At 52.1% G+C, this 14,404-nt stretch carries 11 protein-coding genes; 8 read left to right on the top strand and 3 right to left on the bottom strand.

Features of this window, described 5'->3' with window-relative positions; all coding sequences use genetic code 11:
• The first annotated feature begins 310 nt into the window (after positions 1-310).
• Both SH678x_RS07925 and SH678x_RS07930 read left to right on the top strand, forming a co-directional pair.
• The gene (locus tag SH678x_RS07925; protein ID WP_496922356.1) at positions 311-1,180 is read left to right on the top strand and encodes an abortive infection family protein; all 870 of its coding nucleotides are present in this window, start codon (positions 311-313) and stop codon (positions 1,178-1,180) included.
• Positions 1,181-2,259: 1,079 nt separating this feature from the next.
• Entirely contained in the window at positions 2,260-4,011 is a 1,752-nt protein-coding gene (locus tag SH678x_RS07930; protein WP_496922357.1) for an IS607 family transposase, read from the top strand.
• Between the two features lie 193 nt (positions 4,012-4,204).
• Here the strand turns inward: SH678x_RS07930 and SH678x_RS07935 are convergent, their stop codons facing one another.
• Positions 4,205-5,077 (bottom strand): hypothetical protein, encoded by an 873-nt coding sequence (locus SH678x_RS07935; RefSeq protein ID WP_496922358.1) that lies wholly within the window; start codon positions 5,075-5,077, stop codon positions 4,205-4,207.
• Positions 5,078-5,422: 345 nt separating this feature from the next.
• Here SH678x_RS07935 and SH678x_RS07940 point away from each other — a divergent pair, with 345 nt between their 5' ends.
• Positions 5,423-6,085 (top strand): hypothetical protein, encoded by a 663-nt coding sequence (locus SH678x_RS07940; protein WP_496922359.1) that lies wholly within the window; start codon positions 5,423-5,425, stop codon positions 6,083-6,085.
• On the opposite strand, the gene SH678x_RS07945 is transcribed toward SH678x_RS07940, so the two are convergent.
• Positions 6,068-7,906 (bottom strand): DEAD/DEAH box helicase, encoded by a 1,839-nt coding sequence (locus SH678x_RS07945; RefSeq protein ID WP_496922360.1) that lies wholly within the window; start codon positions 7,904-7,906, stop codon positions 6,068-6,070. The genes SH678x_RS07940 and SH678x_RS07945 overlap by 18 nt on opposite strands.
• Positions 7,884-8,444 carry a hypothetical protein gene (locus SH678x_RS07950; protein WP_496922361.1) on the bottom strand — a complete coding sequence of 187 codons (561 nt, stop codon included), beginning with the start codon at positions 8,442-8,444 and terminating at the stop codon, positions 7,884-7,886. The genes SH678x_RS07945 and SH678x_RS07950 overlap by 23 nt, the downstream gene beginning before the upstream one ends.
• A 417-nt stretch (positions 8,445-8,861) precedes the next feature.
• On the opposite strand from SH678x_RS07950, the gene SH678x_RS07955 reads away from it, so the two are divergent.
• The 5 genes from SH678x_RS07955 to SH678x_RS07975 all read left to right on the top strand — a co-directional run bounded on the left by SH678x_RS07955 (position 8,862) and on the right by SH678x_RS07975 (position 14,398).
• Positions 8,862-9,332, top strand: a complete 471-nt coding sequence (locus SH678x_RS07955; protein ID WP_496922362.1) for a hypothetical protein — start codon at positions 8,862-8,864, stop codon at positions 9,330-9,332.
• A 228-nt stretch (positions 9,333-9,560) separates the two neighbouring features.
• The gene (locus tag SH678x_RS07960) at positions 9,561-10,682 is read left to right on the top strand and encodes a phenylacetate--CoA ligase family protein (protein ID WP_496922363.1); all 1,122 of its coding nucleotides are present in this window, start codon (positions 9,561-9,563) and stop codon (positions 10,680-10,682) included.
• A gap of 16 nt (positions 10,683-10,698) precedes the next feature.
• The gene (locus SH678x_RS07965) at positions 10,699-12,120 is read left to right on the top strand and encodes an aldehyde dehydrogenase family protein (RefSeq protein ID WP_496922364.1); all 1,422 of its coding nucleotides are present in this window, start codon (positions 10,699-10,701) and stop codon (positions 12,118-12,120) included.
• 36 nt (positions 12,121-12,156) lie between these two features.
• Positions 12,157-13,302 (top strand): iron-containing alcohol dehydrogenase, encoded by a 1,146-nt coding sequence (locus SH678x_RS07970; protein WP_496922365.1) that lies wholly within the window; start codon positions 12,157-12,159, stop codon positions 13,300-13,302.
• Positions 13,286-14,398: an outer membrane protein assembly factor BamB family protein gene (locus tag SH678x_RS07975; protein WP_496922366.1), complete on the top strand. Its 1,113-nt coding sequence runs from the start codon at positions 13,286-13,288 to the stop codon at positions 14,396-14,398. The genes SH678x_RS07970 and SH678x_RS07975 overlap by 17 nt, the downstream gene beginning before the upstream one ends.
• Positions 14,399-14,404 lie beyond the last annotated feature (6 nt).

Consider the following 14,404-nt stretch of genomic DNA (forward strand, 5'->3'; position numbering starts at 1 on the left):
TTCCTGCGCGGAATTCTGTAGCTGAGGTCTCCGACCTCGGATGTACGGCGAGCCTCCCGCGTAAGCGGGGGGAGTAATCAAAGCATTTTTCTCGTAGTGGTGGCTTCCAGCCGCCATCGTCGTTCCCGCGCAGGCGGGAATCCAGTCTTAGTCACGTGCGGGAGATGATCGTATTTCTGGGTATATCAAACCCTTGAACCATCTCCCCACTTCTGACTACCGATGGCCTGTTTCGTACCGCTCTGTTGAGATAGTTACATTGAACCTGTTATCATGTTGGGTGTCCTGACCAAAAGGATCCGAGGTAAACATGGTAGCCAGATCAACATCAATTGCTGAATTAATCAGTAAGAAGACCCGCCGAGAGTTACAGGAATATTTTGTTGGGACCACTCTGCGCATTATTGAACAAGCGTTTGAAGACGCAGGTATAGAGTGTGACTATAGTTGTCAGCCATCCGATAGTGGTCAGCGACGTTGTCTTGTTCAGCAATACTATGCGACAATAAATTTTGCTAACTACGATGACGTTCGTAAGTTTCTGAATGTTTACGCACATGCTCTCTTTGATTTAGAACAGAACTTTGACAATGGTTATTACGGAGAAGACGCCAAAAAAACACACCGGACTTTAATAGCGTGCCTTCAGATCGACGGCTATGTATATAAAGAAGGCAAAATTGTTCCCATAGGGTCGCTCACTGCAGCTGCATCGCTTAAGGCGAATGCGATAGCAATCGACTCGCCTTATATGTTGCAACAGATTGAACGTATCGAGAATCAAGTTGATTCCGATCCACGACTAGCAATTGGAACAGCTAAAGAATTGGTTGAGACCGTTTGCAAGACGATACTTTCTGATCGAGGAGTTGAGTTCGATCCTAAGTCAGAACTAATGGATCTAGTAAAACAGACGCGGGCAGAGTTGAAACTAGTTCCAGCTAATGTTCCCGAATCTGCTAGGGCAGCTGATACTATCCGAAAGTTGCTTAGTAATTTAGCAACGATCACGCAAAGTCTTGCAGAACTTCGTAATTCCTACGGTACTGGACATGGTCATGATGGTCGTCACAAGGGCCTGTCGCCTCGTCATGCCCGATTGGCTGCAGGAGCTGCATGCGTTCTTGCTAAGTTCTTGTTCGAGACACATCAACATTTAGATGATTCGGAATCAGAATAAGTCTTAACAAGAAGTTGAGTAATACTCGCTGGAAGCTTCTTGTGATGCTCGACTACTTCTGGGAGTTCATAGTCTGCTGCTGCGTCGAAGAACCCCACGCTAGCGCGTTTGGGCTCATGGGGGTGTTTCCTTTGTCAACAATTCTTTTTGTGCCATGTCGTGTTTTTCGTGGCTGATGAGTTGCGAGTAGCGGGCTACGAGTTACGAGTACACGCTACTCGCGACTCGAAACTCACAACTTCCAACTGGCCAAAAATCGTTGTGGCATTGCGCTCGCAAATCACGATAATGGGGTCTTATTGTTAGTGTCTTGTAGGCCGGAACAAGCGGTGCGCAGTTCCGGCAACGTACAACCAGCACCGGGACCATGCCGGAACTGCGCACGACTTGTTCCGGCCTACATAATTCACAACCCATTCGAGGGACGGAGGCTTTACACCCTCAGTCCTGGCCACGCCGGAGGTCTAGACAGATGACAAACACGATGAAAAAAAACACAATCATTTCAAAAGTGCGCACAAAAGTCTGCCAAGTTGGACAAGTTGGAAGAGTTGATTCCTCACTCTTCACATATACTGCTAGGGTAATCTGATTTACTCGGTGATTTTGAATCGCTGAGTTTGAGATACCCAACTTCTAAAACCACCTTGTTAGATTCGCGGCGAATCTCGCCAAGAATGAAGAGATAATATGAAAAAAATGTAAAGGGGGGGGATTCAACAGAAAACCCTACCAATACCCTTTAATCCGCTGTCAATTCCAATGCAATTCAATTGGAAGTCAGAAATTGAGAAATTCACAACAAGAAGAACAAAGGGGGGCAATTCGCAAACAAATACAGTGGAAAATTTTAGGGTAAAAAATTCCTCATCCATCCATTAAGGAGATTCTTGATTGTGGGGGGAATTGGTTCAAAAGCCCCCTAATTCTTCTTTATATTATTGAATTTTTAAGCGGACTAGCCGGAAGCTTGCAACGACCGACTAGCCCTAACCAACAACAACTTCAAAGGAGTTGCTATGGCTAGCGTCGATTGTACGTACCAAAGGGCATATCTCAATATGTCGGAGAGTTGTCGATTGCTCTCGATTCATCCCAATACTCTCAGAGCATGGCATAAGCAAGGGAAAGTTGAGGCATATCGGATAGGTCAAAACGGACAGAGAAAATTCTTGCGAAGCAGTATTCTAGCCCTAACGGGCGAAGAGAATGCAGGCGAAAAATGTAGTGAAATTGGCAAGCTACTGAGCTATTGTCGCGTTTCAAGTTCAAGTCAAAATCGTGGGGCTTCTCAGGGCAAAGAAACTAGCTTATCTCGCCAAGTGGATGCTGTAGAAAACTTCTGTGAAGAAAATTACGGAACAAAGCCAATCGTCTATAAAGAAGTTGGTTCTGCCCTCAACTTCAAAAGACCCCAGCTTGTCAAAATGATTCGAGATATTACCTCTCACAAATTCGATGGGGGAATACTCGTTTTACATTATAAGGATAGGCTCTGCCGGATAGGTGGGGAGCTAGTAACTCTTCTGTGCGAGATTCACAATGTAAAAGTTGTTGTGATCGAAAACAATGAATCAAAGTCAGATATGGAGGAGTTCGCAGAAGATATTGCCAGCTTCGTTCAATTGATGGGTGCGAAATTGTATTCTGCCCGTGGTGCAAAAGTTCTTGAAAAGCATATTGACGAAAAAGCAATCAAAAGAATCCTCGAACTTAGAAAATCTGGTTATGCAATAAATAGGATTAGTGAAGCGGTCACAAGTGAAGGATTCAAAACAACAAAAGGGGGTTTTATCTCTTGCGGGCTAGTTAGAAAATATCTCAAAGAAAGACCCACTTTAGATACTGGCGGGAATAACAGCATTCAATCCTACTATGAAGAATGCATCGAATCATGCAGCGAAGATTATCGCATATCAAAACAAGCTCATTACGATCACTACTTGAAATGGTGCAAAAACAAAGGCATAAAGCCAGTATCACAAAATATGAGCGGGAGACTCTTCAAACGATTAGGATTGAAAGAGTGTGTGATTCATCCTGTCGAAAATAAGAATCTGACATTATTAGCTTGGCAATCTATCAAGATTAGAAATGAGAAGTTGGAAATCAGAGTAATAACAAAGGGGGCTTACCGCGTTAAATCACGCCAAGAGAAGCAAGAGAACTTCCAGCGGTTCTATGATGAGGTGTTGAAAAATAAGTGGCAGGGAATTCGCTCTGAATTGAATGAGAGTTATCGAATCTGGTGTGAGTTGAACAATCTTAAACCGTTGAACACTAGGAAAATCGGACAAGCAATTGAATCACTCGGTTATACCCCCAAGGCAATTGGTAAAGGGCATTGGTTCGATTTTACGTTGACGCCACAAACCGATGGAAAAAATTGTATCAGTCTTCCAAATCAAGAAAAAAATGGGACTGATTCTTCTGTTTATTCTTCTGTAAAAGCCCCCGTATCTTTGAATTTAGGGGATGGCAGGAATTGTGAAAAAATGGCTTGCTGGCGTTTTTCTCGAAGAAAACGAGGGTCGCCAACAGAAAGCAACTTGGCAAAGTTGGACAAGTTGAAGGGGAGAAGAATTGCAGAGGGTTACGCGCTCTGCGTCGCCGACCAACGCTGCGCGTCGGTGCCCGGACACGTCGCGGCTAACGTCAATTCCACAACAAAAAAAGGTCAGGGCAAGCCGATCCGTCGTCTTGCACTGACCTCTATCCTGAAGCAAAACACGTCGCCGTGTCTCGCCCTCCCGTTATCGTTATACAGGAAGTATCGGCCACGACCGGCGGTGAGCTATAGCCGAATTATCTCGGTGGTAGCTTGTTGGTAAGAAGTTCGGATTGGCGAAGAGTTGCCACCGAAACGGCATGAGAACAGGGCGGCGAACGCCAAAAAAATCGGGCGGGCTCTCCAACACAGAGAGCCCGCCCACAAATCACCGGCTCCCACCGCGAACCATACTCCCCAGTAGGTTCGCAGCGAGGAAACCGGCACAGACTACCCGCCGAAGCGGGCTTTGGACGTTAATGATTGTTGGCCGGCAAGGTCCCTTGCGGAATCATGTCGTTGCCCGAGGGGATGTATTCGGGGGCGGCGGGATTGCCGTCGATCGGCGTTTGCGGATCGATTTGGGCCTTGGGCAGGATGTGTTGTAAAGGATTCTCGAGCACGGTTGGTCCGGCCTGGGGCTGAACCTGACCGGGCAGCAAAGGCATGCCGGCACCGAGTTGCAAGCTGCTCAACAGCGGATCGCCGGAAAGCGAAATCGCGCCGAGGACTTGGTACTCACTGGATTCGATGTTGGGGAGGTATTCGCAGTTGCCGTCGGGGCATTGGATGTTTGGACATTGGCCGTCGTAGCAACCGTCGGTTGGGGCCATCGCGACGTGGTAGTTCATCACATCGCCTTGGCACATCCCATTGCCGCACATGCCCCCCTGGCAACCGCCGCAAACACCTTGGCGGCAGCAATAGGGACGAGCACAGAACATGACGGCGAGGCAACCGGGTGGGCAACCCTGTTCGCACAAGCAAGGTCCGCAGCCAGTTCGGTAGGGGCCGTTGTAAGCAACGGGGCAGCAACCGCACTTGCGGGCGTACACATGATTTCGCCAACAATAATGAAAACAGCCATAGGGGCTGCAATAACCGGGATAGTGGGCATGGCAGCGGCGGCAAGCGGGCGACGACGTGCAATCGCGCTTGCAAGGGCTATAAAGTCCGTAGCGGCAGGTGCTGCAATAGCGAGGGACGAAGTAGTCGCTGTTGGCGTTCCAAGTGCAACCGCCCTCGGGCGTGGGAACAACCGAGCCGTAAGTTTGCCAAAACAACCGGGCGTCGGCTTGGGCCGCAAAGCAGCCAAGAAGCAACAGACTCAAAAATGCTGGGGAGCGCATTGTATGAACCGGTGGGTTGTGTAGGTTTGGGGAGGCGTTGACAATGACGAACAATGTCTCGCTGCCGAATCATGGGTCAGAACAGCGTGTTGAGCAAACGCCACAGGTCAGGTTTTACCATCACTAAACTTTTCGATGCCGAAACAACCGGATTAAGCTGATAAGTCCTCCAAAATGTTGTCAATTTTAACGGTTGAATCGAATGTCGTTGCCGGCGTCATGGCGTTGGTGGTATGTGGAATCGCTGGTTACGGCTGGCGAAGGTGGCGTGGGACGACGCTCGCCGCGCCGTGCATTTGGGTGGCGATTTCAGCCGCCTGTTTAGGTCTGCTGGCTTGTGCGGAAATGCGTGGCGAGGAATCGCTGAGGATGTCGGTAGCCCGGTTTGTCGCCGCGGCCAGCACGCTCACGCCGGTGATTGCGGTGCTGGGGGCCAAGCGGCCGCAGGATCGTGGCTGGCAGTGGATCGTGCTGTCGCTGTGGTTGATCGTTTCCTGGCCGGCGCTGCAGGCATTTGCCAATCCCGCGGGACCGCGCTTGGAATTATTTATGCCCTGGAAGTTGTTTATTGTGGCACTCATTATTGTGGGAATGCTGAACTACATGCCGACCAGAAATTCGTTGGCAAACGTGTTTGTGATTACCGGTCAATGTATTCTGTTCAGCGGCTTTCTTGGGCTGCCGCAACCAAATGGTGGGTTGCTTATAGCGGTTGTCTTCTTTGTCAGCGCAATAATCTTTATTGCCGTTCTGCGCACCGCTTCTCCTTTGAAATCTATGTTTTTGCCAGAACAGACCGAGAGGTGGCTTCAATTTCGCGAAGCGTTCGGCGCGTTCTGGGGTTTGAGAATTCTGCAGCGCGTGAATGAAACCGCGGGGCTGCGCAACTGGCCTGTCCGATTAGAATGGACCGGTTTTGAGCAGGTTGAAGGTGCAGAGGAAATAACGTCGGCACAGGTGGCAGAGATCGAACAAACACTCGATACCCTGTTACGCCGCTTCCTCTAGGCTGTCCGAGCCGGGGAAGCGCAAGTTGAACAGGCCGAAGATCTCCTTGCGCGAAAGTCCGAGCTTTGCTGTCGGCACGCCGTCGAACACGGCGTTGAAGAGCTCGCGTTTTTCTTCGAGCACGCGGTTGATGCGTTCCTCAATCGTGCCCGTGGCAAGAAAGCGAGTGACCGTCACGGGGCCAGTGGCACCGATGCGATGCGCGCGATTGATGGCCTGGTCTTCGACCGCAGGATTCCACCAGCGGTCGAACAAGAACACATAGCCCGCGAATTGAAGATTCAGCCCGACGCTCCCCGCGCCGTAGCTCATCAGGATGATGTGCTTCGTGGGATCGTCGCGGAACGTGTTGATCACGGCGTCACGCTTGTTTGAGGGAACACGTCCATGATATTCCACGGGTCCAAAATGTTTGAGCCGTTCGCGGAGTTGGTCGATGGTGCTGACCCATTGGCTAAAGATAATCGCTTTGCGACCACTAGCCACGCACTCTTCGAGATCAACAGCGAGTCGGTCGAATTTGGCACTCGCACCCGTGGCCGGATCGAAGTTGCAGATTTGCTTGAGACGGATCACCAGTTCGAACACATGTTGAATCGTGAGGGATTCACGCAATTCGGTGAGGTGAATGATCCCTTCTTTTTCGGCCATCTCGTAGGCGATTTGCTGGTCGGCGGTCAACTCGATTTCGGCATCGCGAAACATCTTGGGGGGAAGGTCGGTAAGTACCTGATCTTTTGTGCGGCGGATGACGTAATCGCTCACCGATTTGCGGATGTTGGCAATTTTCATCTGTGGCTGTAGGCAGCCGGGCGAGACGAATTCAAAAATGCCGAGCAAATCGTCGGCACTATTTTCGATCGGCGTGCCGGTGAGTGCCCAACTGCGTCGGCGGGGAATCGAGCAGACCACTTCATTGGTGGTGCTGGCGCGGTTCTTAATCCGCTGCGATTCGTCGATCACCGCGAGATCAAAGGGTTCATCCGCGGGAGGCAAATGCTCGCGATCGCGCACAAGTGTTTCGTAGTTGGCAAGCAGTACACCCTCTTTGACATTCTGCCACAGCCACTCGCGACGGGATTGTTTGCCTTCGATCACGGTGAGTGGAAGTTCCGGTGCCCACAGAGCAAATTCTCGTTGCCAATTCGTGACAAGCGGTTTGGGACAGACTAGAACGGCGCGTCGTACGTGACCTTGCTGGAACAAGAGACGCATGGTCACGATAGTTTGCATCGTCTTGCCAAGTCCCATTTCGTCGGCGAGGACCGCTTCGTGACGCGGGTAGAGGAACGCCACGCCGTCGAATTGGTATTTGAAGGGACGAAACGGAAAATCAAGAGTTTCGCTGGCAAAGATTTGTTCTAGCGGCGGTTGTAATAAATAGTACAGCCGGTCTTCGAGCTTTACGACATCGCGAGGTGGGCGAACGCGGGTGCAAGTCGTAAGTTGAAACAATGGCCCGATAGGCTGCTGGGCGGGACTGATCGATTGAACAAGAGGAAGCACGTCTTGCTGTTCAGGCTTAGCGACGAGCGGCTTCTTTTCTGGCTCAGGTTGGTCCTTGGCTAAGGCCGCACTCCCCGCGGGAAAGAGTACGCTCACGATCTTGAGTTTGGGGAACGCAATCGGGACCGAGATCGCGGCCAGCTCTTCAAGCGCGCAATCTAAGGAGACGCATTCAGGAGCTTCTATTACGAATGGATTGTTCACAAGCTCGTTTGTAGAGACTGATGACAAGCGCAGGGCTTCGCCGGAAAGTGTATGAATGACCGGCCGTTTATGCGCATCGCCTTGCGGTTCAAGCGGCATCGGCAAGGTCATGGCGTTCATCCGTGCTGTTATCAGTTACGCGCTGGGCTTCGCGTATGGCTTCTCGAATCCGTTCGAAAGGCTCGGCAAGATCGACGTGCGATGCCAGGTTGTGCAACTTTTCCTGCTGCTCGGTTGGTTGCCAAATACACGTGGCTGATCCAAACAAGCGATAGTTGCCAAGCATAAATTTTGGAATCGCCGTCGTATTCTCTAGGTCTTCATCGGCACGATCGGCAGATTCGACACACATTATGATTTCATCGCGGACCAATGTGAGACCAAGCATCTCGCGTTGATCGGTGAGGACCGCTTGCACTGGTAGCTGGCTTTTGGTCAGCAAAGTTTGCCCAATCAGATCGCCCAGCACATAGGCCCCTAAGGTTTTGCCGTACAAAATTCGCTGAGCCTGGTTAGGCATAACGGGTGTACTGCAATGAAATTCCAAGGGACGGCCTAATTCAGAGAGTACGAGGTACCCCCCGAAGAAGCCGTGTTGGGAGTCTTCCAGGGCTGTGAGAAAGCCAATGGCGGGCAACGATTTAGACACTTTGGTGACCAGCTAGGAGGAAAATCGCAAGGAGGCAATCAAGCTGCATGCCAACTAGCCGTTAAGGCTGATTCGCGTTTCCCTCATCGGGACCAACGGGGGCCCAACTTTAGCCCACGCTTCATGAGGGAATTAGTTGCCAATCGCTAGAAATTCTCTCAAGTTCCATTAGAATAGGTCCTATAGCCCGGGCAGCGGCTTGCGATCAAGTGGGGTCGCCTCAAGTCCTCCTGGGCGAGTGGTGCTTTCATGGGCGCATTCTCCGTGGCATTAATAGTTTCATACTATTAGCAGCGGCTGAAACACCACAGGAAACTTTCATTCAGAGGATATTCGCAAGGGCAACGCTCGCCGTGGCGGGCAACTAATCTGCGAGGGATGCAATTCGCGCATCCAGAGAAAGGAAACGATTTTTCGATGTCTCAAAGTCATTCTATTCCCGCGATGTTCACCCAGGTGGACGTAAGCGCTGGGAGTTCGAGTCGTGCTTCGTCGACAGGTGCCGTTGAACATGCTGAGCTATTGCGGGAAGTTTTAGCCGCTCAGGATCGCACCAATGAAATTCTGGAAGAGTTGGTCTGCGTGATGGGAACGCAGCAAAAGCAGCGTGCTCAGGAATTGCACCAATGGCGGAATGCCAATCCCCGACTTGCGGAAGCCTGCCGCAATGCTGCCGAAGCTCTTAGCCGCGTTCAAGTGGAATACTTGGAACGCATGACCGACGAGATCAACGATACCGCTGATGAACTTGCCGACGGCGAGTTTATGCTCAACGAGTTCGTTGATCGATTCGGCCCTCGGCTCGCTCATCTTAATGGCGTGATTCAAGTGCTTGCGCAGTTAAGCAGTTCCCCTGCTCCGGCCAATCAAGCCGACGACCTGGCGTAGTCGACCACACCATTGTTATTGCGGGAAAACCCCGCGCTTACGCGAAGTCGCAGGACTAGTCGAGTTGGCCTGCCCGTTGCCATGCGCCGGTAGGTCGGATATGGTTATGGGTGCGTTTGGCAACGCGCCTTTTCCAATGAGCAGGAACATGCATGGACCTGAACGGTTGTGGCCATGAGCTTGCTTTGCGGAGGGCTTCCCCCTACTCCACATGCCTTCTCCCGCCTCATGACTACGCCTATCGCAGTTTCGGCTGAATCGTTTGCCTCGGCACGTGAGAAACTTGATGCTCATACCGTGGAAATGGTGGCTTGGCATTTTCACGATTCAACGGGCTGTCCTTTTTGGTTGGAAAAGAAATCCCAGTTGAAATTCGATCCCCTCAAAGACATCAAATGCTTCGAGGATCTCAAGAAGTTTGATTCCTTTGAAGACGAATGGCTGCGTGGCGGGCCGGTACGGCGTTGGGTTCCGAAAGGTCTGGCCGATAAGCCGGTGTATGTCTTTGAAACGGGCGGAACCACGGGCATCCCCAAGAGTCGCATTGCGATCGACGATTTCCGCACCGACTATTCATTGTTCAGTGAAACACTGCCCGACAAATATTTTCCTAAAGGTAGTAACTGGCTCATGTTGGGGCCATCGGGTCCGCGTCGCTTGCGCCTGGCTGTCGAACATTTGGCCCAGCATCGCGGTGGGATTTGCTTCTGCATCGATCTCGATCCTCGCTGGGTGATCAAGCTCATCAAAAAAGGTTGGATGGAGCATCTCGAAGCTTATAAAAAACATTGTATCGAGCAAGCAATCACGATTCTTTCCGCAGGACACGACGTGAAGTGCATGTTTGGGACGCCAAAGTTGATCGAAGCTTTGTGCCTAGAACTTGAAGATCGTGGCAAAACACTGGCCGACATGGGAATCACGGGTATCTTTTCCGGCGGCACGGAGTTCACCCCACAATGGACCAAATTTTGTGTTGAAGAACTCTTCGGTGGTCCCCCCGAGGTGAGCGGAATCTATATGACGCCCACTTACGGTAACACATTGATGGGTCTGGCCTGCAGCGAATTGGTGAGCAAAGAGAACGGCTACAAAATCACATACCACGCCCCACAACCCCGCGCTGTGATCGAGGTCGTTGATTTTGACGAAACCGATCGCATTGTGGGATACGGCGAAACCGGCCGCGTGAAATTAACGACGCTCACGAAAGAATTCTTCGTTCCGGGATTTCTGGAACGCGATGAAGGCGAGCGCGAACCCGCCTGCGTACAGTATCCCTGGGATGGCGTGAGCGGAGTGCGGCCTTTCCATCGTTTGGCGGAAAGCACGACCGTAGGCGTTTATTGAGAGATTAAACGAATCAATGATTACTCTGCCAGCTATCCGATGGGGCCAGCCGTACGAATCGCTTGAGATCGAAGAAATCAAGCACTTTCTGACGGGTGAAACCGTGGCCAAGGTCAACACGGTTGGCTCGGGAATCATTCGTCGCGATGCGAAGCAATCGCTCAAAGCGCGGGAGGCCTTGCGAGCCTTATCGCCTGCGGAATTAATCCAGCGCTCTCAACGAGCCGGTGAACTTTTTGAAACGGGCACTCTGGCCGTGGGAGATTCTCAGCAAACTCCTGCTGACTTTGTGGCCCAAACTTCGGCGACCACGGGCATGCCGATCGCGATGGTGCAAGGGAACATCACCAAGAACGCTTTCGTGCTAAAGAACATCGATAAGATCTTGGCCGCTCTCACGCGCGGGTTAGATCTAGATATTCTGGCACGCGGCTATGGCGATGAAGGCCGGGGAGTAATTGTCAGCTACCAAGCGCAAACCGATGCTTTGGGTGCCGTCCTGCCCTCAAATTCTCCGGGCGTTCATACACTCTGGCTGCCGGTGATCGCACTCCAGATTGGGCTCGCCTTGAAGCCTGGTTCGCAAGAACCTTGGACACCTTATCGCGTCGCGGCAGCAATGACTGCTGCAGGCATTCCGGCCGAAGCGATTTCGATTTATCCCGGCCCTGGTGGAGAACTTGGCGGCGCACTGCTCGCGAGTTGCCGACGGAGCATGATCTTTGGCGGGCCACAAACGATCGAACAATATGCCGGCAATCCTCAAGTTCAGGTTCACGGACCCGGTTACAGCAAGATTTTGCTGGGCGACGACGTCGTAGATGATTGGCCGCAGTACATTGATATGATGGTTGACAGTGTTTATCGCAACGGTGGGCGAAGCTGCATAAATTGTTCGAGCATCTATGCCTCACGGCACACGAAGGAAATTGCTGATACCCTGGCCCAGAAATTAGGGCCCATCGACGTGCTCCCGCCTGATGATCCGTTGGCAGGATTGGCTGCGTTCACAACGCCAAATGTCGCGCCGGCTGTGTGGAAATCGTTAGAGAAATTTATTGAGAATGGCTCCGCTCGGCACGCTACGGCGAGCTACGGTCCACGCCTCGTGCAGCGTGAGACCTGCGACTATCTGCGGCCCACGGTGCTGGAGTGTGAAAGTCCCGAGTCGCCTGCCGCGAATGTCGAGTATATGTTTCCCATGGTGAGCGTCGTACGTTGCCCGCAAAACGAGATGCTCGCCGCGATTGGCCCCACCTTAGTGGGCACCGCGATTACAAATGATGCATCGTTCCGCAACGATTTGATCGCGGCCACGCATATCGACCGCTTGAATCTTGGGCCAATTCCTACACCCCAAGTGGATTGGCTCCAACCCCACGAAGGCAATCTTATTGAATTCTTGTATCGCAATCGAGCGCTGCAAGTGTCGCAGTGAGAATGTCACCCACCCTGATTTCTCATGAATGGACTTATGACCCCAGCCCAATTTGAATCGGCGACGCGGGTTGAGTTTGGCGCTGGTAAAGTGGCAACGCTCGGCGAGTTTGCGCGCGAGTTGGAAACGCTGAGAGTCTTTGTTGTCAGTGATCCCGGTGTGATCGCTGCCGGCCATACGGGACGTGGTATTGATAGTCTGACTGATGCTAATCTTGAGTTTCGCTTGTTCGATGGCGTACAAGAGAATCCCACAACCGATAACGTCGAAGCGGGACTGGCGATTGCCAGAGAATTTCAGCCGGATTTAATCGTCGGCTTTGGTGGCGGCAGCTCGATGGATTGTGCGAAAGGAATCAATTTCCTTTTTTCCTGTGGCGGGCGGATGCAAGATTATTGGGGTATTGGCAAGGCCACGGGGCCGTTGCTGCCAATGATTGCCGTGCCAACCACTGCGGGGACGGGAAGTGAAACACAATCGTTCGCGTTGATCTCGGATGCTGAAACCCATGTGAAGATGGCTTGTGGAGATAAGCGGGCCGCATTCCGAGTGGCGATTCTCGACCCTGAGTTAACAGTGACCCAACCGCCACGCGTGGCGGCGCTGGCCGGTTTTGATGCCTTGTCGCATGCGGTGGAAACTTATGTCACGAAGAAACGAAACGAAGTTTCTTGTGACTACAGTCAAAGGGCCTGGCAAGCGTTGGCACCTAATTATCTGCGCGTGCTCGCGGAGCCCAAGGATTTGGATGCGCGGGGACAGATGCAATTGGGAGCTTGCTTGGCGGGAGCTGCCATTGAGAATTCGATGCTTGGTGCGGCGCACGCACTCGCGAATCCGTTGACGGCCACTTACGGGATTGCCCACGGTGAAGCGGTCGCTCTGATGTTACCACACGTGGTACGATTCAATGGTCAAGAATGCGATGCGTGGTACCGGGAACTGCTTGCCACGACTGACAACGAACCAAATTGTCCCCATGGTGGTGCCGAAGAACTCGCGGGGTTCCTGAGGAATGTCGCCACAGAGGCGGGCTTGCCTGATAAACTAGAAGCATGTGGCGTCGAACGGGGGCGACTTTCTTATTTGGCCGAGGCCGCCGGATGTCAGTGGACCGCGACTTTTAACCCAATTCCCGTGGATCGCAACGAGTTGTTGAAACTCTATGAAGCAGCGTATTGAATTCGCGATTGTTCTGATCGTGCTGAGCCTGTGCAGCCTCCGTGCTGAAGGTGGGGATTGGCCTTTCTGCCGTGGTGATGCTTTAGCGACCGCAGCGGTGAAAGAAGATTTGCCGGCCGAACTTGAAGTTGTTTGGAAGCAGACCCTTCCCGACACCGGCTTTGAAGCGACCGCCGTGATCGCCGACGGGATTATCTATCTGGGCGACGTCGATGGCGGTTTTTATGCGTATCGTTTGAGCGATGGCAGCGAAGTTTGGCAGCAGAAATTTGAAGACAGCGGGTTTCTCGCCGGCGCGGCATTTCATGATGGCCGACTCTATGTCGGAGATTTCAATGGCATTGTTCGCGCGCTCGACGCCAAAGATGGTAAGGAGCTTTGGCAATACGAAGCCAAGGGTGAAGCTTATGCAGGCCCCAATGTCGTCGATGGGCGTGTGCTGGTGACCACCGAGGCGGGAGAATTGATCTCGTTAGATGCTGAAACAGGCAAACAACAATGGCATTTTCAAATCGAGGCGCCGTTGCGTTGTTGGCCGACGGTCGTTGATGGTCGAGTGTTGCTGGCCGGTTGTGATGAACGCGTTCATGCCGTCGATGTGGCAACGGGTAAGGAAGTCGACGGAGTCGATATCGATGGCCCCACGGGTTCGACTCCAGCGATGTTCGATGGCCATGCTTTGTTTGGCACGGAGCAAGGCAGCTTTTATTCGATCAACAGTAAGGATATGAAGATCGCATGGCGGTATTTGGATGACGAGAATATTGATCCAATTCACAGTGCTGCGGCTGTTGATTCGCGCATTGCCGTCTACGGCACTCAGGGGAAACTCGCGTATGCTCTCAAGCCTGCCAGTGGTGAGTTGGCGTGGACGTTTCCCGTCCGGAGCCATGTGGAAAGCTCGCCTGTAATCGCAGGGGATTCGGCATTTTTAGCCACCAAGCGCGGCATGATTCATCGCGTTGATGTGAATACGGGCGAGGAACTGTGGAATTACGAGGCGGGGGGCGATTTTCAGGCTTCGTTCGCGATTGCCGATGGCAAACTCGTGATTGGCAATACCGATGGCACCTTGTATTGCTTCGGCAAAAAATAGAACGGT

The sequence above is a fragment of the Bythopirellula superficialaquae genome (assembly GCF_059632245.1).

Excerpts from the sequence above, each read along its gene's own strand:
- SH678x_RS07925 (WP_496922356.1), top strand. The coding sequence starts at position 311 with ATGGTAGCCAGATCAACATCAATTGCTGAATTAATCAGTAAGAAGACC.
- SH678x_RS07935 (WP_496922358.1), bottom strand. The coding sequence starts at position 5,077 with ATGCGCTCCCCAGCATTTTTGAGTCTGTTGCTTCTTGGCTGCTTTGCG.
- SH678x_RS07940 (WP_496922359.1), top strand. The coding sequence starts at position 5,423 with ATGCGTGGCGAGGAATCGCTGAGGATGTCGGTAGCCCGGTTTGTCGCC.
- SH678x_RS07945 (WP_496922360.1), bottom strand. The coding sequence starts at position 7,906 with ATGACCTTGCCGATGCCGCTTGAACCGCAAGGCGATGCGCATAAACGG.
- SH678x_RS07955 (WP_496922362.1), top strand. The coding sequence starts at position 8,862 with ATGTCTCAAAGTCATTCTATTCCCGCGATGTTCACCCAGGTGGACGTA.
- SH678x_RS07960 (WP_496922363.1), top strand. The coding sequence starts at position 9,561 with ATGACTACGCCTATCGCAGTTTCGGCTGAATCGTTTGCCTCGGCACGT.
- SH678x_RS07965 (WP_496922364.1), top strand. The coding sequence starts at position 10,699 with ATGATTACTCTGCCAGCTATCCGATGGGGCCAGCCGTACGAATCGCTT.
- SH678x_RS07970 (WP_496922365.1), top strand. The coding sequence starts at position 12,157 with ATGACCCCAGCCCAATTTGAATCGGCGACGCGGGTTGAGTTTGGCGCT.
- SH678x_RS07975 (WP_496922366.1), top strand. The coding sequence starts at position 13,286 with ATGAAGCAGCGTATTGAATTCGCGATTGTTCTGATCGTGCTGAGCCTG.